This is a genomic window from Cronobacter sp. HA18006 (assembly GCF_011605445.1).
Lineage (GTDB): Bacteria > Pseudomonadota > Gammaproteobacteria > Enterobacterales > Enterobacteriaceae > Cronobacter > Cronobacter sakazakii.
The window spans coordinates 310,271-332,994 of record NZ_JAANQB010000021.1; the positions used below are offsets into that span (position 1 = coordinate 310,271).

The window sequence follows — 22,724 nt, forward strand, 5'->3', positions numbered from 1 at the left end:
ACAAAAGTCCCTGACCTGCCTTCTGCATGCCATAAATTAACATGCCCGGCGTAACATGACTAAAGTACGTAATTGCGTTCTTGATGCACTTTCCATCAACGTCAACAACATCATTAGCTCGGTCGTGGGTACTTTTCCCTCTGGACCCGACGGTGTCAAAAACGGCAGTCATCCTAACCATTTTAACAGCAACATAACAGGATGATACGATACCAACACCCAATAAAACTACTCTTCGTTGACATATATCAAGTTCAATTGTAGCACGTTAACAGTTTGATGAGATCGTCGCAGCGAAGAACTAACTTTGGTTACATTTGAATAACAATACGGATAATTTCATATCCTAATTAATAAACAAGGTGAATCCGATAAGCAAGCGGAATTTATATGGCTTTTTTTGATGCTAAACAGCCGCATAAGACAGCTTTTAAAGCATAATTAAGCCGCGCTTTTCTGAATAATTCATAACTATTATTTATCGTTTTTACTGTCACTTTCATGCTGTAATTGTATATAAAATGTAAATTCGCGACGCGTATTAATTAGCGCGCTGATATTTACCTCCACAACAGGATCATTAAAAGCCTTATGCGTTTGCCCATTATTCTTGTGTCTCCCGCCAGACCTGAAAACGTCGGTGCCGCCGCGCGCGCGATGAAAACCATGGGATTTACCGAACTGCGGATCGTCGCCAGTGAAGCTCATCTCGACCCAGCCGCACGGCGCGTTGCCCACGGCGCGGGCGATATTCTCGATAATACAAGGCATTACGACACGCTCGCCGCCGCGCTGGAAGATGTGGATTTCACTGTCGCCACCACGGCGCGTAGCCGCGCCAAATTTCACTATTACGCGACGCCGCAACAGTTATTGCCGCTGCTTGAAGAGAAAGCGGCCTGGCTGCCGGTCACGGCGCTGGTGTTTGGCCGTGAGGATTCGGGGCTGACCAACGACGAGCTGGCGCTGGCCGATGTGCTGACCGGCGTGCCGATGGTGGCGGACTATCCGTCGCTCAATCTGGGCCAGGCGGTGATGGTGTACTGTTATCAGTTAACCGCGCTGATGCAAAACGTGCCTGCTGTCGCACCCGCCGCCGATGAGCAACAGCTGAAAGCGTTACGTCTGCGCATTGATACGTTGCTGGCGACGCTCGGGGTGGCAGACGACCTCAAAATGGCCGACTGGTTACAGCAGCGTCTCGGGCTGCTTGAGCAGCGCGACACCGCAATGCTGCATCGTTTGCTGCACGATATCGAAAAAAAAGTGGCGGGCTGAAATGCTGACATGTCTCCATTGAATAGCATTAAATGCTAAAGAGGCAGGGCGTTTGCCGGTTTTTCGGGCCGTGAGTGCGGCTTTTATCGGTATCCGTGGGGAAAGTTTCGGCCGGTGCGTAAATGAAATATTCGTTGACTTAACCTGACGATTACTTTAACCAATAGAGATACAGGACAGAAAACAGAAAAGTACAGAGCACACAACATTCATGATTCGCATCAGCCTGACTACCATTATTACTACCACCACCATTACCACAGGTAACGGGGCGGGCTGACGCGTACAGGAAAAACTGAAAAAAGCCCGCACCTGAACAGTGCGGGCTTTTTTTTCGGCATAAAATCAAGGGGTAACAACAATGCGAGTGTTGAAATTCGGCGGTACATCGGTCGCGAACGCAGAACGCTTTATGCGTGTCGCCGACATTCTGGAGAGCAATGCCAGGCAGGGGCAGGTAGCGACCGTTCTTTCTGCCCCCGCAAAAATCACCAACCATCTGGTGGCGATGATTGAAAAAACCATCAGTGGCCAGGATGCCCTGCCGAATATCAGCGATGCCGAACGTATTTTTGCCGAACTCCTGAAAGGCCTCAGCGACGCCCAGCCTGAATTCCCGTATGCGCAGATGAAAGCGCTGGTGGATCAGGAATTTGCCCAAATTAAACATGTGCTGCACGGCATCAGCCTGCTCGGCCAGTGCCCGGACAGCATCAACGCGGCGCTGATCTGCCGCGGCGAAAAATTGTCGATCGCTATTATGTCGGCGCTGCTTGAGGCGCGCGGCCATAAAGTGACTGTCATTGATCCGGTGGAGAAACTGCTGGCGGTCGGCCATTACCTTGAATCCACGGTCGATATCACCGAATCCACCCGCCGCATCGCGGCCAGCAAAATCCCGGCGGATCACATGATCCTGATGGCCGGTTTTACCGCCGGGAACGATAAAGGCGAGCTGGTGGTGCTCGGGCGTAACGGCTCTGATTACTCCGCCGCGGTGCTGGCGGCGTGTCTGCGCGCCGACTGTTGTGAGATCTGGACCGACGTCGACGGCGTCTATACCTGTGACCCGCGCCAGGTGCCGGACGCGAGGCTCCTGAAGTCGATGTCGTATCAGGAGGCCATGGAGCTCTCCTACTTCGGCGCTAAAGTTCTTCACCCTCGCACTATTACCCCCATCGCCCAGTTCCAGATCCCTTGTCTGATTAAAAATACCGGTAACCCGCAGGCGCCAGGCACGCTGATTGGCGCGTCCAGCGATGAAGATGGCCTGCCGGTGAAAGGCATCAGCAACCTGAACAATATGGCGATGTTTAACGTCTCCGGCCCCGGCATGAAAGGCATGGTGGGGATGGCGGCGCGCGTGTTCGCCACCATGTCCCGCGCCGGGATCTCGGTGGTGCTGATAACCCAGTCGTCATCCGAGTACAGCATCAGCTTCTGCGTGCCGCAAAGCGACTGCGCCCGCGCGCAGCGGGCAATGGAAGAGGAATTCTATCTGGAGCTGAAAGAAGGGCTGCTGGAGCCGCTCTCCATCATGGAGCGCCTGGCGATTATCTCGGTAGTGGGCGACGGCATGCGCACGCTGCGCGGCATCTCCGCCAAATTCTTCGCGGCGCTCGCCCGCGCCAACATTAACATTGTGGCAATCGCGCAAGGCTCGTCAGAGCGCTCTATCTCTGTGGTGGTGAGTAATGATGACGCCACCACCGGCGTGCGCGTCACCCATCAGATGCTGTTTAACACCGATCAGGTGATTGAAGTGTTTGTGATAGGCGTTGGCGGCGTCGGCGGCGCGCTGCTGGAGCAGCTTAAGCGCCAGCAGGCGTGGCTCAAGCAGAAGCATATCGATCTACGCGTCTGCGGTGTCGCCAATTCCCGCGCGTTGCTGACCAACGTTCACGGTCTCGATCTGGAGAACTGGCGTGCGGCGCTGGAAGAGGCCAACGAGCCGTTCAATCTCGGCCGCCTGATCCGTCTCGTGAAAGAGTATCACCTGCTGAACCCGGTGATTGTCGACTGTACGTCTAACCAGGCGGTGGCGGACCAGTACGCCGATTTCCTGCGCGAAGGCTTCCACGTGGTGACGCCCAACAAAAAGGCTAACACGTCGTCGATGGCGTACTACCACCAGCTGCGCCACGCCGCCGCCGCGTCGCGCCGCAAATTCCTCTATGACACCAACGTTGGCGCGGGGCTGCCCGTAATCGAAAACCTGCAAAACCTGCTGAATGCGGGCGATGAGCTGCAACGCTTCGCGGGCATTCTCTCCGGTTCGCTCTCTTTTATCTTCGGTAAGCTGGATGAGGGCATGAGCCTCTCTGAAGCAACCACGATGGCGCGCAAAATGGGCTATACCGAGCCGGATCCGCGCGACGATCTCTCCGGCATGGATGTGGCGCGTAAGCTGCTGATCCTGGCGCGCGAAACAGGCCGCCATCTTGAGCTTAGCGATATCGTTATTGAGCCGGTACTGCCGGAAAGCTTCGACGACAGCGGCGATACCGAAAGCTTTATGGCGCGCCTGCCGCAACTGGATGACGAGTTCGCCGCCCGCGTGGCCCAGGCCCGCGATGAAGGCAAAGTGCTGCGTTATATCGGCACCATTGAAGAAGATGGCGTCTGCCGCGTGAAAATCGCCGCCGTTGACGGCAACGATCCGCTCTATAAAGTGAAAAACGGCGAAAACGCGCTGGCGTTCTACAGCCGTTACTATCAGCCGCTGCCGCTGGTGTTGCGTGGCTACGGCGCAGGTAATGATGTCACGGCGGCGGGCGTGTTCGCCGATCTGCTGCGCACCCTGTCATGGAAGTTAGGAGTTTAAGATGGTTAAAGTGTATGCCCCGGCCTCCATTGGCAACGTCAGCGTGGGGTTTGACGTATTAGGCGCGGCGGTGTCGCCGGTAAATGGCGAGCTCTTGGGCGACTGCGTAACGGTGGAAGCGGCGGCGGAATTTTCGCTGACCAACACCGGGCGCTTCGTCAGCAAGCTGCCCGCCGAGCCGCGCGAAAATATCGCCTGGCAGTGCTGGGAGCGTTTTTGTCAGGAGATAGGCAAAACCGTGCCGGTCGCCATGACGCTTGAAAAAAATATGCCGATAGGCTCCGGGCTTGGCTCCAGCGCCTGTTCCGTGGTCGCGGGCCTGATGGCGATGAACGAATTTTGCGGCAAGCCGCTTGGCGATGACCGCCTGCTGACGCTGATGGGCGAGCTGGAAGGCCGCATCTCCGGCAGCATTCATTACGATAACGTCGCGCCCTGTTTTCTGGGCGGGCTGCAGCTGATGCTGGAAGAAAACAACATTATCAGCCAGCCGGTGCCGTGTTTTGACGAGTGGCTGTGGGTGATGGCGTATCCCGGCATTAAAGTCTCCACCGCCGAGGCGCGGGCGATTTTACCGGCGCAGTATCGCCGTCAGGATTGCATCAGCCACGGGCGCTATCTCGCGGGCTTTATTCACGCCTGCCATACGCGCCAGCCGCAGCTTGCCGCTAAACTGATGCGTGACGTCATCGCCGAGCCTTACCGCACAAAACTGCTGCCGGGCTTTAGCGAGGCGCGTCAGGCGACGCTGGAAACCGGGGCGCTCGCCTGCGGGATCTCCGGCTCCGGCCCGACGCTGTTCGCGGTCTGCGATAAAACCGACACCGCGCAGCGGGTGGCAGAGTGGCTGAAGCAGCACTATCTGCAAAATCAGGAAGGCTTTGTACATATTTGCCGTCTCGACACGGCTGGCGCACGAGTACTGGGATAACGCATGAAACTTTATAATCTGAAAGATCATAACGAGCAGGTCAGCTTTGCGCAGGCCGTCACGCAGGGACTGGGTAAAAATCAGGGGCTCTTTTTCCCGCACGATTTGCCGGAATTCAGCCTGACCGAAATCGACGAAATGCTGGAGATGGATTTTGTCTCCCGCAGCAGCAAAATCCTCTCCGCCTATATTGGCGATGAAATCCCGGCGGACACGCTGCGTCAGCGCGTGGAAAAGGCGTTCACCTTTCCGGCGCCGGTAAGCCAGGTGACGGAAGATATCGGCTGTCTGGAGCTGTTCCACGGCCCGACGCTGGCGTTCAAAGATTTCGGCGGGCGTTTTATGGCACAGATGCTGACGCAAATCAGCGGCGATAAACCGGTAACCATTCTGACTGCAACCTCCGGCGACACGGGCGCGGCGGTAGCCCACGCGTTTTACGGCCTGAAAAACGTGCAGGTAGTTATTCTCTATCCGCGCGGCAAAATCAGCCCGCTGCAGGAAAAACTGTTTTGTACGCTTGGCGGCAATATTGAAACCGTCGCCATCGACGGCGATTTCGACGCCTGCCAGGCGCTGGTGAAACAGGCGTTTGATGACGAAGAGCTGAAGGCGAAACTTGGCCTTAACTCTGCTAACTCCATTAACATCAGCCGCCTGCTGGCGCAGATCTGCTACTACTTTGAAGCTGTCGCGCAGCTGCCGCAGGAAGCCCGCAACCAGCTGGTGGTGTCGGTGCCGAGTGGCAACTTCGGCGATCTCACCGCCGGGCTGCTTGCAAAATCCGCCGGGCTGCCGGTGAAGCGCTTTATCGCCGCCACCAATGCCAACGACACCGTGCCGCGTTTCCTGCAACACGGCGAGTGGCTGCCGAATGCGACGGTGGCGACGCTCTCGAACGCGATGGATGTGTCACAGCCGAACAACTGGCCGCGCGTGGAAGAACTCTTCCGCCGTAAAATCTGGCGTCTTAACGAGCTGGGTGTGGCAACCATCGACGATGACACCACAAAGGCAACCATGCGCGAACTGCGCGAGCTGGGGTATCTCTCTGAGCCGCACGCGGCGGTGGCTTACCGCGCGCTGCGCGATCAGCTACGCCCTGGCGAGTACGGGCTGTTCCTCGGCACCGCGCATCCGGCGAAATTCAAAGAGAGCGTGGAAGCGGTGCTTGGCGAAACGCTGGAACTCCCGCCGGAGCTTGCAGAGCGCGTCGATCTGCCGCTGCTGTCGCATTCGCTGCCGGCGGATTTCGCTGCGCTGCGTGAACTGATGATGAGCAAAGCGCCGTAAGCGGCGCAGGCTGAATGAAGGGAAAAGCCGCCTGTCTCGCAGGCGGCTTTTTTATTGCTCGTGGCACTTAAAGACCAGTTCGTTGCCTGCTGATGACGCTTCGTCGAAGAAGTAACCTTCGCTGTCGAATGCCATAAGCTGTTCCGGCTTCGTCAGGCGATGTTCAATGATGTAACGGCTCATCAGGCCGCGCGCCTTTTTGGCGTAGAAGCTGATGACTTTAAACTTGCCGTTCTTCTCATCGAGGAACACCGGCTTGATGATTTCCGCGTTCAGTTTCGCTGGCCTCACCGCTTTGAAATATTCATCTGACGCCAGATTCACCACCACGTTATCGCCCTGAGCGGCGATCGCTTCGTTAAGTTTTTCGGTAATCGTCTCGCCCCAGAAGCTGTAAAGATCTTTGCCTTTCGGGGTGGCGAGCCGCGTGCCCATCTCCAGACGGTACGGCTGCATCAGATCGAGCGGGCGCAGCACGCCGTAAAGCCCGGAGAGCATCCGCAGGTGCTGCTGGGCGAAATCGAAATCCGCGTCGCTGAAAGTTTCCGCCTGCAGGCCGGTGTAAACATCGCCTTTAAACGCCAGAATCGCCTGACGGGCGTTATCCGGTGTGAAATCCGGTTGCCAGTCATTAAAACGAGTGGCGTTCAGCGACGCCAGCTTGCTGCTGATACTCATGAGATTGGCAATCTCTTCGTCGGTTAAGCGGCGGGCCACATCAATAAGCTGCTGCGCATGATCGAGCAGTTCAGGCTGCGTGAAACGCGTTGTGGCAAGCGGGCTCTGGTAATCCAGCGTCTTGGCGGGGGAAATAAGAATCAGCATGACGTTTCCTTTCTTGGTTTTCCCGAAACTCTACCAAAGAACGCCGCAAAGTGAACCAATGGCTGCGATTGAAAGCGCTTAATCCAGCGGCGCGCTGCGCCAGACTTCCGGTTCCACCTGACGCGCTATCTCCGGGTAGCGATCGGTGTTAAAGACGGGCCGTAAGCCGAGCCTGCGCTGGCGCAGGTAGTCGTCAGCAATGCACTTTACGACCGGTGAGAGCAGCAGAATGGCGGTGAGATTCATGACGGCCATTAACGCCATCGCCACTTCGGCGACCTGGCGCAGCAGCGGCAGATTCAGGAACGGCCCGGCAAACACCATCGCGATGACTGACGTGCGAAGCAGCCAGCGGTATGGCGGCGTATAGCGGCGTAAAAACACCAGATTGTTTTCGGCATAGGCGTAATTGGCGACGATGGAGATAAACGCGAAGAGCACAATCACGCCTGCCACCAGATCTTTTGCCCAGGGGCCAGCGAGCAGGCCCAGCGATTCGCGCGCGAGCGTCAGTCCGTCGGTCGCCGTCGCAGACGCAGACGGGTACGCCAGCAGCACGATAAACGCGGTAGACGAACAGATAACCAGCGTGTCGACAAACACGCCGATCATCTGCACGATGCCCTGCGCCGCAGGGTGGGGCGGCCATGAGGTGGCCGCCGCCGCCGCATTGGGCGACGCGCCCATCCCTGCTTCGTTGGAGAACATACCGCGCTGAAAACCGCTGGTCAGCGCCTGGCTTATCGTCCAGCCAGCCGCGCCAGCCGCGGCTTCATGCCAGCCAAAAGCGCTGCGAACGATTAGCCAGAGGATGTCGGGCAGCGCGGCGATATGCATCACCATCACTACCAGCGCCGTGATGATCCAGATGCCTGCAATTGGCGGCACGGCGAAACGCATCAGGCGCGCCACGCGGTTAAAGCTGAGCACCAGCATCGGCAGCAGGCACAAAGCCAGCACTCCGCTGCTGACGGGCAGGGAGAGGGTGAGGGTGTTGCTGAGCGCTTTTGAGAGCGCGCCCGCCTGCGCGGCATTAAAGAGAAGTCCGAAAGTGAAGATTAAAAAGAGGGAAAACAGCACGCCCAGCCAGCGCATACCGAGCCCACGCTCCATATACCAGGCGGGCCCGCCGCGAAAATAACCGTCTCTGTCTCGCCCTTTATAGAGCTGGCCCAGCGCGTTTTCAGCAAAAGAGGTGGCCATGCCGATAAGGCCTGCGACCCACATCCAGAACACGGCACCCGGCCCGCCGCTGATGATGGCGAGCGCAACGCCCGCGATATTGCCGCTGCCGACGCGCGCGGCGATGCTGGTGCAGAGCGCTTCGAACGCCGTCAGCCCGCTGCCGGAAGGGCGCAGGCTGCGGCTTAACGCGCGCGGGAAAAAGCGCAGATAGCGGAACTGAATAAACCGTGTGCGCCAGGAGAACCAGAGACCCGCGCCTGCGAGCAGGTACAGCATCGCTGATTCCCATAATATTTCGCTGATAAATAACAGAAAATCCGACATGCCTGTTCCTCGCAGCGTGACTCTGCCTTATTGCCTGCGGCGGGGATGCCGACATGCCTTCCATGAAAGCGCAGAGCCTGAAATAAAAGCAGTTTATCACATGGCAACGACGCGATTGCCCCGGTTGCGCTCGAAAAGTCTCGTGATATCATCACCGCAGACCGGTTACATTCCCTGACACGTAGTTCAAAAGAGAAACACTATCATGACGGATAAATTGACCTCCCTTCGTCAGTTCACCACTGTGGTTGCTGACACTGGAGATATCGCGGCAATGAAGCTGTACCAGCCGCAGGATGCCACGACTAACCCTTCTCTGATCCTTAACGCCGCACAGATCCCTGAATACCGTAAACTGATCGATGACGCGGTGACCTGGGCGAAAAGCCAGAGCAGCGACCGCGCGCAGCAGGTCGTGGACGCCACCGACAAACTGGCAGTGAATATCGGTCTGGAAATCCTGAAGCTTATCCCTGGCCGTATCTCTACCGAAGTGGACGCGCGTCTGTCCTATGACACCGAAGGCAGCATCGCCAAAGCCAAGCGCCTGATTAAACTCTACAACGACGCCGGCATCAGCAACGATCGCATCCTGATCAAACTGGCTTCCACCTGGCAGGGCATCCGCGCTGCAGAGCAGCTGGAAAAAGAAGGCATCAACTGTAACCTGACGCTGCTGTTCTCCTTCGCGCAGGCGCGTGCCTGTGCTGAAGCGGGCGTGTATCTGATCTCCCCGTTTGTGGGCCGTATCCTCGACTGGTACAAAGCGAACACCGACAAGAAAGAATACGCGCCGCAGGAAGATCCGGGCGTGGTGTCTGTGACGGAAATCTACCAGTACTACAAACAGCACGGCTATGAAACCGTGGTAATGGGCGCAAGCTTCCGTAACGTCGGCGAAATCCTTGAGCTGGCGGGTTGCGACCGTCTGACCATCGCGCCTGCGCTCCTGAAAGAGCTGGCGGAAAGCGAAGGCGCGGTTGAGCGCAAACTCGCGTTCAACGGCGAGGTGAAAGCGCGTCCGGCACGTCTGACCGAATCCCAGTTCTTCTGGGAGCACAACCAGGATCCGATGGCCGTGGACAAACTGGCGGACGGTATCCGCAAGTTCGCCATTGACCAGGAAAAACTGGAAAAAATGGTCGAAGAACTGCTGTAATCCCTCCGTGGCCGGTTCCGCCGGCCACGTTTCTTGCACTCTCTCCCTGTCTGCAAACCGCGCTGGCGTGTATCATTTCGCAAAACTGCACTGATTTTCGGAAATGATATGGATACGTTACGCATAGGCTTAGTTTCAGTTTCTGACCGCGCTTCCAGCGGTGTGTATCAGGATAAAGGCATTCCGGCGCTCGAAGCGTGGCTTACGCAGGCGCTGACGACCCCGTTCGTGCTGGAGACGCGTCTGGTGCCTGACGAGCAGCCGCTCATTGAACAGACGCTCTGCGAACTGGTGGATGAAATGGGCTGCCACCTGGTACTGACCACTGGCGGCACAGGCCCTGCGCGTCGCGATGTGACGCCGGACGCCACGCTCGCTATCGCCGACCGTGAAATGCCGGGCTTTGGCGAGCAGATGCGCCAGATTAGCCTCAACTTTGTGCCGACCGCGATTCTGTCGCGCCAGGTGGGCGTCATTCGCAAGCAGGCGCTGATCCTTAATCTTCCCGGCCAGCCAAAATCCATTCAGGAGACGCTTGAAGGGCTGAAAGATGAGCAGGGAAAAGTGAAAGTGGCAGGAATATTTGCCAGCGTGCCGTACTGCATCCAGCTGCTGGATGGCCCTTACGTTGAGACTAACGCCAGCGTAGTAGCGGCTTTTCGTCCCAAAAGCGCAATTCGCGACGTAAAAAACTAATTATTTGCTGTTCCTGGCATAAATACCCGTTGAGCGTGGCGTGATCGTGATTTAACGATATAGTCACTTTTAGTTTACGTTTTTGCAGTAAGCTAATTCACGCCCACCTCTTTACAAACGGTTCGTTATGGAACATCAAACACGCCCTCTTAATCGTCAGGATTATAAAACGCTGACGCTGGCGGCCCTTGGCGGCGCGCTGGAATTCTACGATTTCATTATCTTCGTCTTTTTCGCGGCAGTGGTGGGAGAGCTTTTCTTCCCGCCGGATATCCCGGAGTGGCTGCGTCAGGTGCAGACGTTTGGGATCTTCGCCGCGGGTTATCTGGCAAGGCCGCTTGGCGGCATTATCATGGCGCACTTCGGCGATCTGGTCGGGCGCAAAAAGATGTTTACCCTGAGCATTTTGCTCATGGCGGTGCCGACGCTGCTGATAGGCCTGTTGCCGGATTACGCCGCGATGGGCATCGCCGCACCGGTGTTGCTGCTGATGATGCGCATTTTGCAGGGCGCGGCGATTGGCGGCGAGGTGCCCGGCGCGTGGGTGTTTGTGGCGGAACATGTGCCGGAAAAACGCATTGGTATCGCTTGTGGCACGCTGACGGCGGGTCTGACGGTGGGCATTCTGCTCGGCTCCGTGGTCGCTACGATTATTAACACCAGCATGACGGCGCAGGCCATCCATGACGGCGGCTGGCGTATTCCTTTCCTGCTCGGCGGCGCGTTTGGCCTGGTGGCGATGTATCTGCGCCGCTGGCTCCAGGAGACGCCGATTTTCCTTGAGATGCAGCAGCGCAAGGCGCTGGCGCAGGAGCTGCCGGTAAAAGCCGTGGTGGTGAAGCATCGCCAGGCGGTGGTGATTTCTATGCTGCTGACCTGGCTGCTCTCGGCGGGGATTGTCGTTGTGATCCTGATGTCGCCGGTGTGGCTGCAAAAACAGTACGGCTTTGCGCCTGCGGTGACGTTACAGGCTAACAGCATCGCGACGATGATGCTCTGCGTCGGTTGCCTGCTGGCCGGGCTTGCCGCCGACCGCTTCGGCGCAAGCCGGACGTTTATTGTCGGTAGCGTGCTGCTGGCGGCTGCCAGCTGGGCGTTTTATCACCTTTCCGGCACGCACCCGGAGCAGCTTTTTCTTCTCTACGGGCTGGTGGGGCTGTGCGTCGGCGTAGTGGGGGCCGTGCCGTTCGTAATGGTGCGCGCATTCCCGGCAGAAGTGCGCTTTACCGGCATTTCGTTCTCCTACAACGTGGCGTACGCCATTTTTGGTGGGTTAACGCCTGTCGCGGTGACGATGCTGATGGGCGTCTCGCCGATGGCACCCGCGTGGTACGTGCTGGCGCTTTCCGTTATGGGGCTTGGGCTTGGCGTGTGGCTTGGCCGAAAGCGGCAGGTTGAGAGCCGGAGCGCGGTGGCGGCGCAACCGTAGTTCAGGCAGGAATAATAAAGAAGCGACGTCGTGCCCGCGGGCACGACGTCGGGTAAATCAGCGTTTCTCGCCGATCGGCAGTACGGTACGGCCATACTGTTCGTTCAGCACTTCGCCCATCGCCAGCCAGATAGCACTCGCGCCGCACACCAGACCAATCCAGCCTGCGATATGTACGATGCTTTCGTTATCCATCAGATGACCGATGGCCAACAGCGCGAACAGCACCGTCAGGCTCAGGAAGACGAACTGCAGCATGCGAGCGCCACCCAGCGTGCCAAAGAACATAAACAGCGTGAACACGCCCCAGATGCCTAAGTAAACGCCGAGGAAATGCCCGTTGGCCGCGTCCGCCAGGCCCATTTTCGGCAGCAGCAGAATAGCGACCAGCGTCAGCCAGAATGAGCCATAGGACGTGAACGCCGTTAAGCCGAAGGTATTGCCTTTTTTATATTCCAGCAGACCGGCAAAAATTTGCGCGATACCGCCGTAGAAAATCCCCATCGCCAGAATAATGCCGTCCAGCGGGAACATCCCGATGTTGTGCAGATTGAGCAGAATGGTAGTCATACCAAAGCCCATTAACCCCAGGGGGGCCGGATTAGCCAACTTAATGTTGCCCATAAACCCTCAAAAGAATAAGAAAATTTGCAAAAAGTAACGCCCCGTACGTTATCTTCCGTGGCGGGGCGCGGCATCATAATCAGGCCGTTTCGCGCCGTCTATGATCCCGGAGGGGACAAAATAAAAAAATTTTGCGTATTGCCCCTTGATGGCGGACAAGCCGACCCCATCTTGTAGTCAACCGCAAAGGATGAGCCTGAAAAAAAAGGGCGGTGGACGGTTGAATCCCCACCGTTAGCCCGCATAACAGGTTCATACCACATGATGACGATTTTTTAGTGGAGACGTTTAGATGGGTAAAATTATTGGTATTGACCTGGGTACAACCAACTCTTGTGTAGCGATTATGGATGGCACTCAGGCTCGCGTGCTGGAAAATGCGGAAGGCGATCGCACCACGCCTTCAATCATTGCATACACTCAGGATGGTGAAACTCTGGTAGGTCAGCCGGCTAAACGTCAGGCAGTGACTAACCCGCAGAACACCCTGTTTGCGATCAAACGCCTGATCGGCCGCCGCTTCCAGGACGAAGAAGTTCAGCGCGACGTGTCTATCATGCCGTACAAAATCATTTCTGCTGACAACGGCGACGCCTGGCTGGATGTGAAAGGCCAGAAAATGGCGCCGCCGCAGATCTCCGCGGAAGTGCTGAAAAAAATGAAGAAAACCGCCGAGGATTACCTGGGCGAGCCGGTGACTGAAGCGGTCATTACCGTTCCGGCTTACTTTAACGACGCGCAGCGCCAGGCGACCAAAGACGCCGGCCGTATCGCGGGTCTGGAAGTAAAACGTATCATCAACGAACCGACCGCCGCTGCGCTGGCTTACGGTCTTGATAAAGAAACCGGCAACCGCACCATCGCGGTCTATGACCTGGGTGGCGGTACGTTCGATATCTCCATCATCGAAATCGATGAAGTTGACGGCGAAAAAACCTTCGAAGTTCTGGCGACCAACGGTGATACCCACCTGGGTGGTGAAGACTTCGACAGCCGCCTGATCAACTATCTGGTAGAAGAGTTCAAGAAAGATCAGGGTATCGACCTGCGTAACGACCCGCTGGCGATGCAGCGCCTGAAAGAAGCCGCAGAAAAAGCGAAAATCGAGCTTTCTTCTGCGCAGCAGACCGACGTGAACCTGCCGTACATCACCGCAGACGCGACCGGTCCGAAACACATGAACATCAAAGTGACTCGCGCGAAACTGGAAAGCCTGGTGGAAGACCTGGTGAACCGTTCTATCGAGCCGCTGAAAGTTGCACTGCAGGACGCTGGCCTGTCGGTTTCTGACATCAACGACGTTATCTTGGTCGGTGGTCAGACCCGTATGCCGATGGTTCAGAAGAAAGTGGCTGAGTTCTTCGGTAAAGAGCCGCGTAAAGACGTTAACCCGGACGAAGCTGTGGCTATCGGTGCAGCGGTTCAGGGCGGCGTACTGACCGGTGACGTGAAAGACGTACTGCTGCTGGACGTTACCCCGCTGTCTCTGGGTATCGAAACTATGGGTGGCGTGATGACCCCGCTCATCACTAAAAACACCACGATCCCGACCAAGCACAGCCAGGTGTTCTCTACTGCAGAAGACAACCAGTCTGCCGTGACCATTCACGTGCTGCAGGGTGAGCGTAAACGCGCTGCGGATAACAAGTCTCTGGGTCAGTTCAACCTGGATGGCATTAATCCGGCACCGCGCGGTATGCCGCAGATCGAAGTCACCTTTGACATCGACGCCGACGGTATTCTGCACGTGTCTGCGAAAGACAAAAACAGCGGTAAAGAACAGAAAATCACCATTAAGGCTTCTTCTGGTCTGAATGAAGAAGAAATCCAGAAAATGGTGCGTGAAGCCGAAGCGAACGCTGAAGCTGACCGTAAGTTCGAAGAGCTGGTGCAGACCCGTAACCAGGCGGATCACCTGGTGCACAGCACCCGTAAGCAGGTTGAAGAAGCAGGCGACAAACTGCCGGCTGATGATAAAACCGCTATCGAATCCGCTCTGAGCGCGCTGGAAGCGTCCCTGAAAGGCGAAGACAAAGCGGATATCGAAGCGAAAATGCAGGCGCTGGCGCAGGTTTCCCAGAAGCTGATGGAAATCGCTCAGCAGCAGCATGCTCAGCAGCAGGCGGGCTCCGCTGACGCTTCTGCGAACAATGCGAAAGATGACGACGTCGTTGACGCTGAGTTCGAAGAAGTAAAAGACAAAAAATAATCGCCCTGATGCAGGGTAGATAACACTGGCACGGGCGTAGGAGTTTCTCCACGCCCGTGCACGCATGTCAGGGGCAGATAAAACATGGCGAAGAAAGACTATTACGAAATTTTAGGCGTCCCGAAAACGGCGGACGAGCGTGAAATAAAAAAGGCGTATAAACGCCTGGCCATGAAATTTCACCCGGACCGTAACCAGGGTGATAAAGAGGCCGAAGCCAAATTCAAAGAAATTAAAGAAGCTTACGAAATCCTCACCGATGCGCAAAAACGCGCCGCCTACGATCAGTACGGCCACGCGGCCTTTGAACAAGGCGGTATGGGCGGCGGCGGTTTCGGCGGCGGCTTCGGTAATGGCGCTGACTTCAGCGATATTTTCGGCGACGTCTTCGGCGATATTTTTGGCGGTGGACGCGGCCGTCGCGCCTCTCGCGGCGCGGATTTACGCTATAACATGGAGCTGACGCTCGAAGAAGCGGTTCGTGGTGTGACGAAAGAAATTCGCATCCCGACGCTGGAAGAGTGTGAAGTTTGCCACGGCAGCGGTGCCAAACCAGGCAGCCAGCCGCAGACCTGTCCGACCTGTCATGGCGCAGGCCAGGTACAGATGCGTCAGGGCTTTTTTGCGGTACAGCAGACCTGTCCGCACTGTCAGGGCCGCGGTACGCTGATTAAAGATCCGTGCAACAGCTGCCACGGTCACGGGCGTATCGAGAAAACCAAAACGCTGTCGGTGAAAATCCCGGCGGGCGTGGATACCGGTGATCGCATTCGTCTGGCTGGCGAAGGCGAAGCGGGTGAGCAGGGCGCACCGGCAGGCGATCTGTACGTTCAGGTGCAGGTGAAACAGCACCCGATCTTTGAGCGTGAAGGTAACAATCTCTACTGCGAAGTGCCGATCAACTTTGCGATGGCGGCGCTGGGCGGCGAGATTGAAGTTCCGACGCTGGATGGCCGTGTGATGCTGAAAGTGCCGAGCGAAACCCAGACCGGTAAGCTGTTCCGCATGCGTGGTAAAGGCGTGAAATCGGTCCGTGGCGGCGCGCAGGGTGATTTACTGTGTCGTGTCGTGGTGGAAACCCCGGTCGGCCTGAACGATCGTCAGAAAGCGCTGCTTCAGGAGCTGCAGGAAAGCTTTGGCGGCCCGACTGGCGAAAAGAACAGCCCACGCTCTAAAAGCTTTTTCGACGGTGTGAAAAAGTTCTTTGACGACCTGACCCGTTAACCTTTCGGTTTTAACGAATCAAGGATGAGCCTGAAACGGTATTTGCCGTTTCAGGCTTTTTTTATACTCAGTTTTTACTTAATCATAATAAATAACAGCGAAGCGGATATTAACATTGTCTTGCGCCAGTCTGGTGGCTCAGGAACAAATAGTGTGGCTTGCGCCGCCATTTTAGATAAGGACGTTGTAGAAGATATAAATTGATTTTGCCAGCAGCCGTCGAAGCTTATATTTTGTACCTTCCCCTACCGGCGCCAGGACACTCTGTGAGATGAAGAAGAAGAATGGTGTCAAAGAATTTGATTATAATCTAATCAAAGTCCTTGATGCGGTGATCACCGCGGGCAATGCCACTCGTGCTTCCCGTCAACTTCAGGTCACTCCTGCCGCCATTACGCTTGCTATTCAACGTCTCCAGCAAACCTATAACGAAGAACTTTTTATTCGTACTCGCGAAGGTCTGATGCCAACACCGCGTGCGCACGAAATTCACCGCGCCTATAGTAAGGTGCTGGATATGATTGACGCCACCTTTGATCATGACGCCAGGATATCGCCCTGGTGTGAAATGAAAATTATGGGTGACGATATCAGCGAGCAGTACTACATTTCGCAACTGTTTGATATGGAAATGTTTGAGCGTTTTCGGTTGCATTGCTCATCAGTCTCAGGGAAAGATTCTTCAAAGAAAATCAGCGACATAAGAAACGGAAAGGGCGATCTGCTGATAAGCACACATTATTTCAGCGATCCCGATATTGAGCAGATCATTCTTGATCAATACCGTACTTATACCGCCGTCTGTCATGTTCAGAATCCGCTTTGTGAACTACAGCAGTTAACGCTCGCGAATCTTTTTACCTCCCGGCATGCCATTTATTATCCTTACGCGATAACACCAAGACTAAAAAAAGAAATCACAAACAATGAATCCTTCTCTTTTTTTAATAGCCATTTTTCAGTTGGGTATAATACAGAATCAATAAATGGGTTATTAAGTATTATTGAAAACTCATCCATGATAGCGATATTACCGGAAAAGATAGCGCGTTTTTTTCAGTCGCAGGGACGGTATCGGATTGCATTAATCGATCTTCCTGACGCCATAGAGTTTGAAATAATTAAGATTTATGCCTACTGGTATCGTCATAACCCGCAACGCGACCAGATTAGAGATGTTATTGCAATGCTGCAAACTCTTATCAATTATCGTAAATAGCCTTTCACAGACACGTAAATCACTGGCTAAAAAAAATCGGTAAAAAAAACATCGGTGCGTCAAAGAAACGATGAAGACCGGGCATGAGATTAAATGATTAGCGACCTACTGGTTAGATTGCTAACTTTATCGCATCGCCAGACGGCGTAATTATTTATCGTCTACTTATTACCGAGGTTTATTATGTCTATTGCAGCTCATGTCGCCGCCCCTAAACTGGTTCTGGTTGAACTGGAGATCTTATTAACGATTATTGCAATCGGAGGGTGGGGGGGCTTTGTCAGTTATCTGATGAAGCGTGAAAGAAATGACACCCATAAAGATATTATGGATTGTCTGGCTCAGATAGCGATTTCCTGCTTTACCGCTTTTCTGTTGAGCGTGGCGGCTATTGACCGCAACATGAGTTTTAATATGGTGCTGATGGTCGCAGGGCTCGGTGGGGTGTTTGCCACGCCGATATTGCGGGTGCTGAGCGAGAAAGTGAAAAACTTCCTGAGTGGCGCCTCGTTGTTAAAATAAGCACAACAAAAAGCCCGCTGTGATAAGCGGGCTTTTTTTCAGGCCAGTCAGGAGAGCGTGACTCTTTCACGCAGCCAGCCATAGATGAACGCCTCGTTTGCCTCGCGTTTTTCTGTAATCTCCAGATAGTAATCGCCTTGCGTACAGTTAAGCGCCTTGACCAGCACGCTCTCGCCCTCTTTGCCACGCTTATCCAGATACGTTTTCAACGCATTCAGGGTGTTTCTTCCGATAACGCCGTCCACGGTCAAATCGTGATAAAACGCTTGTTGATTGTTGAATACGTTCAGCCAGCGCTGCAGCCACCGGGCAGGCACCGAAGGCCCGATATTCGTCCCCGCTTCGCATAGCTCAAACGCGACAGGCAGCGAGTATTGTGCGACCTGGTCAAACCCCGGCGCTGTCCAGTAATCTTGCTCCAGTATGCGGTACGCCTCATCGCAGCTCAGATCCCGCATATTCCCTTTGTAGCCGTGCGCTCTTGCCGTTTTCTCGGTAATACCCCATTTCGTCGGGCCTCCCCGATCGGCCGGATTATCCACATAACTGCCTTCAATATTCAGAATACCGTCGATAACAGGATTCATAGTGATTCCTCGCAACAGAGTTTATGGGTTACTTACATCCGTCAGGGTTAAAAGCGTCAGGACACAGAGGATGAACACGGCAAACACCGCCGCGGTCCAGAGCGCGCGTTTTGGCTTTTTCTTTTTTTCTTCGGTCAGGATGTCGACCGGCACATCATCATTCACTTTGATGCCAAGCTTAGGAATGGTGACAAAGAGGTCATTAATGCCGAGCGCGCGCAGATCCCGGCGCAGCAGGTACAGCACCTGCGTCAGGTTGGCATCGCTGATGAATTGTCCCCGGTTGCCCCATAAGAAAGCGGCGATTTGTTGCTTTTCAATCACACCATTTTTGGCGTTTTCAATAATAAAACTTAAGCATCGTGCCCGCATGGACGTCATTTTGATGACGCATGCGTTATCGGTATTTTTTAATTCGTTATTAGCCTCAGTAAAAATACAATTGTGGTTAATCAGATAACTTTTCATATATCACCTGTGAACAGATACGAATATATGGCGGGAGGTTCTCTGGCGCCTTTAAGAGTAGGGAGGCACTTTGTTAATTTCCACAGAATAGAATAAAAAATGCGTTTTTATTTAGCGAAACGCTAATACGGATCACGATTCCCCTGGCTTTTTAAATCTCTTTTAAGTTGGAATTAACGGCGGTTTAATCTTTAATGTATGATATATTGAGTTTCAACTGGTTGAATACAGTGATAAAAAATGAAAAAGATGGGTTTTGTTTGTTCTTTTGAAAGCGCTCTTTAAATCATTGTTGTTTTTTAAAATCATTTTTATTGGTTGTGACTGGAGGAATAGAAACTGGCCGATCATGATAGTTAGCGCAGAAAGTACTGCACTCACTTTTCACGAAGGAAAATAAACATGGCTACAAGTAAATTAATTCAGGGCGATAGCCTGACGGAAACCAGTAATGCTGCCGATGGTTTTAATCCAGCAAGCGAAACTGAAAAATACAGTTATACTTCAGCCCGCGTGGCGAAACCGGTATATAACAAATATAAGGCTGCTAATAAACCAAAAGTATTTGGTTATTATACTGACTGGTCGCAATATGATGGACGCCTGCAGGGTGATGACAGCCCCGCTAACCGGGGTCGCGGCTATGATCTGGCGAAGGTCTCGCCTACTGCGTATGACAAAATCGTTTTTGGTTTCCTCGGCATTGTTGGCGATAAAGGCGAAAAGCAATACACCATTGAAAACGCGGCTCGCCAGACCAACAAAAACACCAACGAACCCACTTTCCTCGATCCGTGGGGGGATTTTCAGTCTTATGAAAACTGCGGCCACACCACCAGCGGCTGGGATATCGACCCGGCTACGGTGACCCAGGCCACAACCAAAGGGCTGCTGGGCGGCCTGCGCGATCTCCAGCAAAAAGCGAAACAGCAGGGACATACCCTGGTGTTGTCGATGAGTATCGGTGGCTGGACCATGAGTAACGGTTTCCATGAGATGTCGAAAACCGACTCATCGCGCAAAACGTTCGCCGCCGGTGTGGTGAAGCTGTTCAAACAATTCCCGATGTTTAGCGAAGTGGATATCGACTGGGAATATCCAAACGCCGAAGGCAACGGCAACCCGCATGGCCCGGAAGATGGCGCGAATTATGCGCTGCTTATCGCTGAGATGAAAAAGCAGCTCAGCGCGGCAGGGCGCAGCGATGTGAAAATCTCGATCGCCAGCTCAGCGGTTGTCTCTACGCTTGAGTATTCCAATGTCAAAGCGCTGCTGGACGCGGGTCTCTACGCCATTAACGTCATGACCTATGACTTCTTCGGCACCCCGTGGGCGGATACGCTGACACACCACACCAACCTGACGCCGCTCACCGCGGGTGGCTGGAGCATTGAGGCGGTTGTGGATTACCTGATTGCCGAAGGCTTCCCGTCCGATCGTATCAACATTGGCTATGCAGGCTATACCCGTAACGCCCGCAATGCGGTGATTGAGAGCTTCTCCCCGCTGAAAGGATCTTATTCTCCGGGCAACGGCACCACGACCGGGAGTTTTGAATCCGGTAGCACCGAATGGTACGACACCATTTATAACTATCTGGATCTGGAAAATCAGAAAGGGCGCAACGGCTTTAACGTCTATACCGATAAAGTCGCTAACGCGGATTATCTCTATAACCCGCAAAGCAAACTGTTTATGTCGCTCGACACGCCGCGCTCGGTAAAAGCGAAAGGCCAGTATGCCGCGTCGCGTAACCTCGGCGGGTTATTCACCTGGACGATTGACCAGGATAACGGCGTGCTGGTGAATGCCGCACGCGAAGGGTTGGGTTATGAAATCCAGACCCAGACCATCGATATGAAGCCGTTCTACTTCGAAGGCATCAATGTTGCTGAGCCGGATAACAGCGGCGGTGATAGCGAGCCGCAACCGACAGTCAACCATGCGCCCGTGGCGGCTATCCAGTTGCGGGTGGTCGGCGGTTCGCGCATTCAGCTCTCCGGCGAGGCGTCGCATGATGACGACAACGACGCGCTGAGCTTTAGCTGGGGCGTGCCAGGCACGATTACCGTCGCGGATAAGAGCGCCGCCGTGATTGAGTTTGACGTGCCTGTCGTTACCCAGAGCACCGATTACCAGTTCACGCTGTTTGTCCGCGACACCAAAAATGAGCCTTCGTCACAGCAGCGCTTTGTTGTCACTGCCGTGCCGGGTAATGCACCTGCGGGCGGCGATACTCCGGTGCCACAACCGACGCCTGAGCCGACACCGGACCCGACCCCCACGCCGACGCCCACCCCGACCCCGGATACCGGCAGCGCGCCTTATCCGCTCTGGGATGCCGGCACGATTTACGGGGCGAAATGGGGATCTTTCGAGAAAGTCAGCTGGAAAGGCCACAACTATCAGGTTAACTGGTATTCGCAGGGCGAGCAGCCCGATCTCAACAGCGGGCCTTATCAGGTCTGGACAGATATCGGAACCTATTGAGTCGTCAACGTCACGATGATATTTGCCGCTCTGCCCGTGTTTGAGCGGACCTCTGGCCCCGGGGATGGATTACCGGGGCTTTTTTTGCCTGCCATTTACCCGATGTCATTTCCAATAATTCGTTTTAAACGATCTGTATGCCCAGAATAAACTGCTTTTCCGATGGATAAAGGCCGCTATCCTTATACCTGGTGTAAGTCAGTGAATACGTGACTCTATAATTCTGGGTAGACAATGATGATAAAAAAAGTAGAACGTTTCTTTAAAAGTGACGCAGCAGGCGGCATTGTGCTGATCGCCGCCGCCGCGCTGGCCATGCTTCTGGCAAACCTCAACGCCACTCAAGAGCTCTACACCGGCTTTCTCAGTACGCCGGTAGAATTAAAATTCGGGGCGCTGGAGATTAAAAAGAACATGCTGCTATGGGTGAACGACGCGCTGATGGCTGTGTTCTTCCTGCTGGTGGGGCTTGAGGTGAAGCGTGAACTGGTACAGGGCTCGCTCGCCAGCCGTCGACAGGCGTCGCTGCCGGTGATTGCCGCGCTGGGCGGGATGGTGCTGCCTGCCGCGCTCTACCTGGCGTTCAATTTTCAGGATCCGATAACCCGCGCGGGCTGGGCTATTCCGGCGGCGACGGATATCGCGTTCGCCCTGGGGATTCTGGCGCTGCTCGGTAGCCGTGTGCCGCCCGCGCTGAAAATTTTCCTGATGGCGCTGGCTATCATCGACGATCTGGGCGCGATTGTGATTATTGCGCTGTTCTATACCAGTTCGCTGTCGATGGTGTCGCTGATGGTGGCAGCTGGCGCTATCGCCGTACTGGCAGTGCTTAATCTCTGCAATGTGCGCCGCGTCGGGGTTTATATTCTGGTGGGCGTCGTGCTCTGGACGGCGGTGCTGAAATCGGGTGTCCATGCCACGCTTGCGGGCGTCATTATCGGCTTTTTCGTACCGCTTAAAGCGCAGAAGGGACATTCGCCCGCAGGCACGCTTGAGCATGCGCTCCACCCGTGGGTGGGTTTTCTCATCCTGCCGCTGTTTGCGTTCGCGAACGCAGGCGTTTCGCTGGATGGCGTCACGCTGGCGGGCCTGGCGTCGCTGCTGCCGCTTGGCATTATCGCCGGTTTGTTTATCGGTAAGCCGCTCGGCATCAGCCTGTTCTGCTCGTTGGCGGTAAAGCTTAAGTGGGCAACACTCCCGCCGGGCGTCAGCCAGAAGACGATTCTGGCCGTCGGCGTGCTGTGTGGTATCGGCTTTACGATGTCCATTTTCATCGCGTCGCTGGCTTTTGGTGATGTCGACGCAGCCCTGGTGACCTGGGCTAAGCTTGGCATTCTGGTCGGTTCATTACTGGCTGCGGTCATCGGCTATGCGCTCCTGCGCAGCCATTTATCACGGGCACCTTAACGTCTGGTTTATCATGCGGCCTTTCGGAGT

The 22,724-nt window shown here is 54.9% G+C and carries 20 protein-coding genes, 1 pseudogene and 1 other annotated feature; of the genes and pseudogenes, 16 read left to right on the forward strand and 5 right to left on the reverse strand.

Features of this window, described 5'->3' with window-relative positions:
• Positions 1 to 55: 55 nt before the first annotated feature.
• The 6 genes and pseudogenes from yjjY to thrC all read left to right on the forward strand — a co-directional run bounded on the left by yjjY (position 56) and on the right by thrC (position 6,326).
• A pseudogene (yjjY, locus tag G9X48_RS13655) lies at positions 56 to 197 on the forward strand (protein YjjY).
• 394 nt (positions 198 to 591) lie between these two features.
• Positions 592 to 1,278 (forward strand): tRNA/rRNA methyltransferase, encoded by a 687-nt coding sequence (locus G9X48_RS13660; RefSeq protein WP_097641265.1) that lies wholly within the window; start codon positions 592 to 594, stop codon positions 1,276 to 1,278.
• A gap of 211 nt (positions 1,279 to 1,489) precedes the next feature.
• Positions 1,490 to 1,558: a thr operon leader peptide gene (thrL, locus tag G9X48_RS13665; protein WP_071601047.1), complete on the forward strand. Its 69-nt coding sequence runs from the start codon at positions 1,490 to 1,492 to the stop codon at positions 1,556 to 1,558.
• Positions 1,497 to 1,614 (forward strand) — a sequence feature (Thr leader region). (Overlaps the previous gene by 62 nt.)
• A gap of 25 nt (positions 1,615 to 1,639) precedes the next feature.
• The gene (gene thrA, locus G9X48_RS13670; protein ID WP_012125814.1) at positions 1,640 to 4,102 is read left to right on the forward strand and encodes a bifunctional aspartate kinase/homoserine dehydrogenase I; all 2,463 of its coding nucleotides are present in this window, start codon (positions 1,640 to 1,642) and stop codon (positions 4,100 to 4,102) included.
• A 1-nt stretch (position 4,103) separates the two neighbouring features.
• A complete protein-coding gene (thrB, locus tag G9X48_RS13675; protein WP_097641266.1) occupies positions 4,104 to 5,033 on the forward strand; it encodes a homoserine kinase in 930 nt (309 codons plus the stop codon).
• A gap of 3 nt (positions 5,034 to 5,036) precedes the next feature.
• Positions 5,037 to 6,326, forward strand: a complete 1,290-nt coding sequence (gene thrC, locus G9X48_RS13680; RefSeq protein ID WP_007864113.1) for a threonine synthase — start codon at positions 5,037 to 5,039, stop codon at positions 6,324 to 6,326.
• Between the two features lie 51 nt (positions 6,327 to 6,377).
• Here the strand turns inward: thrC and yaaA are convergent, their stop codons facing one another.
• Entirely contained in the window at positions 6,378 to 7,151 is a 774-nt protein-coding gene (gene yaaA / locus G9X48_RS13685) for a peroxide stress protein YaaA (protein WP_105536304.1), read from the reverse strand.
• Between the two features lie 78 nt (positions 7,152 to 7,229).
• A complete protein-coding gene (locus tag G9X48_RS13690) occupies positions 7,230 to 8,660 on the reverse strand; it encodes a sodium:alanine symporter family protein (RefSeq protein WP_097648110.1) in 1,431 nt (476 codons plus the stop codon).
• A 205-nt stretch (positions 8,661 to 8,865) separates the two neighbouring features.
• On the opposite strand from G9X48_RS13690, the gene tal reads away from it, so the two are divergent.
• From tal to G9X48_RS13705, 3 genes are all read left to right on the forward strand, one after another.
• A complete protein-coding gene (gene tal / locus G9X48_RS13695) occupies positions 8,866 to 9,819 on the forward strand; it encodes a transaldolase (protein ID WP_004386273.1) in 954 nt (317 codons plus the stop codon).
• A 108-nt stretch (positions 9,820 to 9,927) separates the two neighbouring features.
• Entirely contained in the window at positions 9,928 to 10,515 is a 588-nt protein-coding gene (gene mog / locus G9X48_RS13700; RefSeq protein ID WP_012125810.1) for a molybdopterin adenylyltransferase, read from the forward strand.
• A 127-nt stretch (positions 10,516 to 10,642) separates the two neighbouring features.
• A complete protein-coding gene (locus tag G9X48_RS13705; RefSeq protein WP_097641655.1) occupies positions 10,643 to 11,944 on the forward strand; it encodes an MFS transporter in 1,302 nt (433 codons plus the stop codon).
• 57 nt (positions 11,945 to 12,001) lie between these two features.
• On the opposite strand, the gene satP is transcribed toward G9X48_RS13705, so the two are convergent.
• Positions 12,002 to 12,568 carry an acetate uptake transporter gene (gene satP, locus G9X48_RS13710; protein ID WP_097641654.1) on the reverse strand — a complete coding sequence of 189 codons (567 nt, stop codon included), beginning with the start codon at positions 12,566 to 12,568 and terminating at the stop codon, positions 12,002 to 12,004.
• A 292-nt stretch (positions 12,569 to 12,860) separates the two neighbouring features.
• On the opposite strand from satP, the gene dnaK reads away from it, so the two are divergent.
• The 5 genes from dnaK (at position 12,861) to G9X48_RS13735 (ending at position 17,742) form a co-directional block, all read left to right on the forward strand.
• Positions 12,861 to 14,777, forward strand: a complete 1,917-nt coding sequence (dnaK, locus tag G9X48_RS13715; RefSeq protein WP_004386269.1) for a molecular chaperone DnaK — start codon at positions 12,861 to 12,863, stop codon at positions 14,775 to 14,777.
• A gap of 84 nt (positions 14,778 to 14,861) precedes the next feature.
• Complete coding sequence (gene dnaJ, locus G9X48_RS13720) at positions 14,862 to 16,001, forward strand: molecular chaperone DnaJ (protein WP_004386268.1); 1,140 nt, start codon at positions 14,862 to 14,864, stop codon at positions 15,999 to 16,001.
• A gap of 24 nt (positions 16,002 to 16,025) precedes the next feature.
• Positions 16,026 to 16,205, forward strand: coding sequence for a hypothetical protein (locus tag G9X48_RS13725; protein ID WP_004386267.1), 180 nt, complete (start codon positions 16,026 to 16,028; stop codon positions 16,203 to 16,205).
• Between the two features lie 67 nt (positions 16,206 to 16,272).
• Positions 16,273 to 17,220, forward strand: coding sequence for a LysR family transcriptional regulator (locus G9X48_RS13730; protein ID WP_004386266.1), 948 nt, complete (start codon positions 16,273 to 16,275; stop codon positions 17,218 to 17,220).
• Positions 17,221 to 17,403: 183 nt separating this feature from the next.
• Complete coding sequence (locus G9X48_RS13735) at positions 17,404 to 17,742, forward strand: phage holin family protein (RefSeq protein ID WP_004386265.1); 339 nt, start codon at positions 17,404 to 17,406, stop codon at positions 17,740 to 17,742.
• A gap of 47 nt (positions 17,743 to 17,789) precedes the next feature.
• Here the strand turns inward: G9X48_RS13735 and G9X48_RS13740 are convergent, their stop codons facing one another.
• Positions 17,790 to 18,329 (reverse strand): putative peptidoglycan-binding domain-containing protein, encoded by a 540-nt coding sequence (locus tag G9X48_RS13740; RefSeq protein WP_097641653.1) that lies wholly within the window; start codon positions 18,327 to 18,329, stop codon positions 17,790 to 17,792.
• 21 nt (positions 18,330 to 18,350) lie between these two features.
• Positions 18,351 to 18,797 (reverse strand): hypothetical protein, encoded by a 447-nt coding sequence (locus tag G9X48_RS13745; protein WP_004386264.1) that lies wholly within the window; start codon positions 18,795 to 18,797, stop codon positions 18,351 to 18,353.
• Between the two features lie 402 nt (positions 18,798 to 19,199).
• On the opposite strand from G9X48_RS13745, the gene G9X48_RS13750 reads away from it, so the two are divergent.
• The gene (locus tag G9X48_RS13750; RefSeq protein ID WP_097641652.1) at positions 19,200 to 21,287 is read left to right on the forward strand and encodes a glycosyl hydrolase family 18 protein; all 2,088 of its coding nucleotides are present in this window, start codon (positions 19,200 to 19,202) and stop codon (positions 21,285 to 21,287) included.
• 234 nt (positions 21,288 to 21,521) lie between these two features.
• On the forward strand, positions 21,522 to 22,694 hold the full coding sequence (gene nhaA / locus G9X48_RS13755; RefSeq protein WP_097584835.1) for a Na+/H+ antiporter NhaA: 1,173 nt from the start codon (positions 21,522 to 21,524) through the stop codon (positions 22,692 to 22,694).
• The last annotated feature ends 30 nt before the right edge of the window (positions 22,695 to 22,724 follow it).

Coding starts and splice junctions, on each gene's coding strand:
- thrC (WP_007864113.1), top strand. CDS start 5,037: ATGAAACTTTATAATCTGAAAGATCATAACGAGCAGGTCAGCTTTGCG.
- tal (WP_004386273.1), top strand. CDS start 8,866: ATGACGGATAAATTGACCTCCCTTCGTCAGTTCACCACTGTGGTTGCT.
- G9X48_RS13750 (WP_097641652.1), top strand. CDS start 19,200: ATGGCTACAAGTAAATTAATTCAGGGCGATAGCCTGACGGAAACCAGT.
- mog (WP_012125810.1), top strand. CDS start 9,928: ATGGATACGTTACGCATAGGCTTAGTTTCAGTTTCTGACCGCGCTTCC.
- G9X48_RS13730 (WP_004386266.1), top strand. CDS start 16,273: ATGAAGAAGAAGAATGGTGTCAAAGAATTTGATTATAATCTAATCAAA.
- thrB (WP_097641266.1), top strand. CDS start 4,104: ATGGTTAAAGTGTATGCCCCGGCCTCCATTGGCAACGTCAGCGTGGGG.
- G9X48_RS13745 (WP_004386264.1), bottom strand. CDS start 18,797: ATGAAAAGTTATCTGATTAACCACAATTGTATTTTTACTGAGGCTAAT.
- G9X48_RS13740 (WP_097641653.1), bottom strand. CDS start 18,329: ATGAATCCTGTTATCGACGGTATTCTGAATATTGAAGGCAGTTATGTG.
- thrA (WP_012125814.1), top strand. CDS start 1,640: ATGCGAGTGTTGAAATTCGGCGGTACATCGGTCGCGAACGCAGAACGC.
- satP (WP_097641654.1), bottom strand. CDS start 12,568: ATGGGCAACATTAAGTTGGCTAATCCGGCCCCCCTGGGGTTAATGGGC.
- dnaJ (WP_004386268.1), top strand. CDS start 14,862: ATGGCGAAGAAAGACTATTACGAAATTTTAGGCGTCCCGAAAACGGCG.
- G9X48_RS13735 (WP_004386265.1), top strand. CDS start 17,404: ATGTCTATTGCAGCTCATGTCGCCGCCCCTAAACTGGTTCTGGTTGAA.
- dnaK (WP_004386269.1), top strand. CDS start 12,861: ATGGGTAAAATTATTGGTATTGACCTGGGTACAACCAACTCTTGTGTA.
- yaaA (WP_105536304.1), bottom strand. CDS start 7,151: ATGCTGATTCTTATTTCCCCCGCCAAGACGCTGGATTACCAGAGCCCG.
- G9X48_RS13705 (WP_097641655.1), top strand. CDS start 10,643: ATGGAACATCAAACACGCCCTCTTAATCGTCAGGATTATAAAACGCTG.
- G9X48_RS13660 (WP_097641265.1), top strand. CDS start 592: ATGCGTTTGCCCATTATTCTTGTGTCTCCCGCCAGACCTGAAAACGTC.
- G9X48_RS13725 (WP_004386267.1), top strand. CDS start 16,026: ATGAGCCTGAAACGGTATTTGCCGTTTCAGGCTTTTTTTATACTCAGT.
- nhaA (WP_097584835.1), top strand. CDS start 21,522: ATGATGATAAAAAAAGTAGAACGTTTCTTTAAAAGTGACGCAGCAGGC.
- G9X48_RS13690 (WP_097648110.1), bottom strand. CDS start 8,660: ATGTCGGATTTTCTGTTATTTATCAGCGAAATATTATGGGAATCAGCG.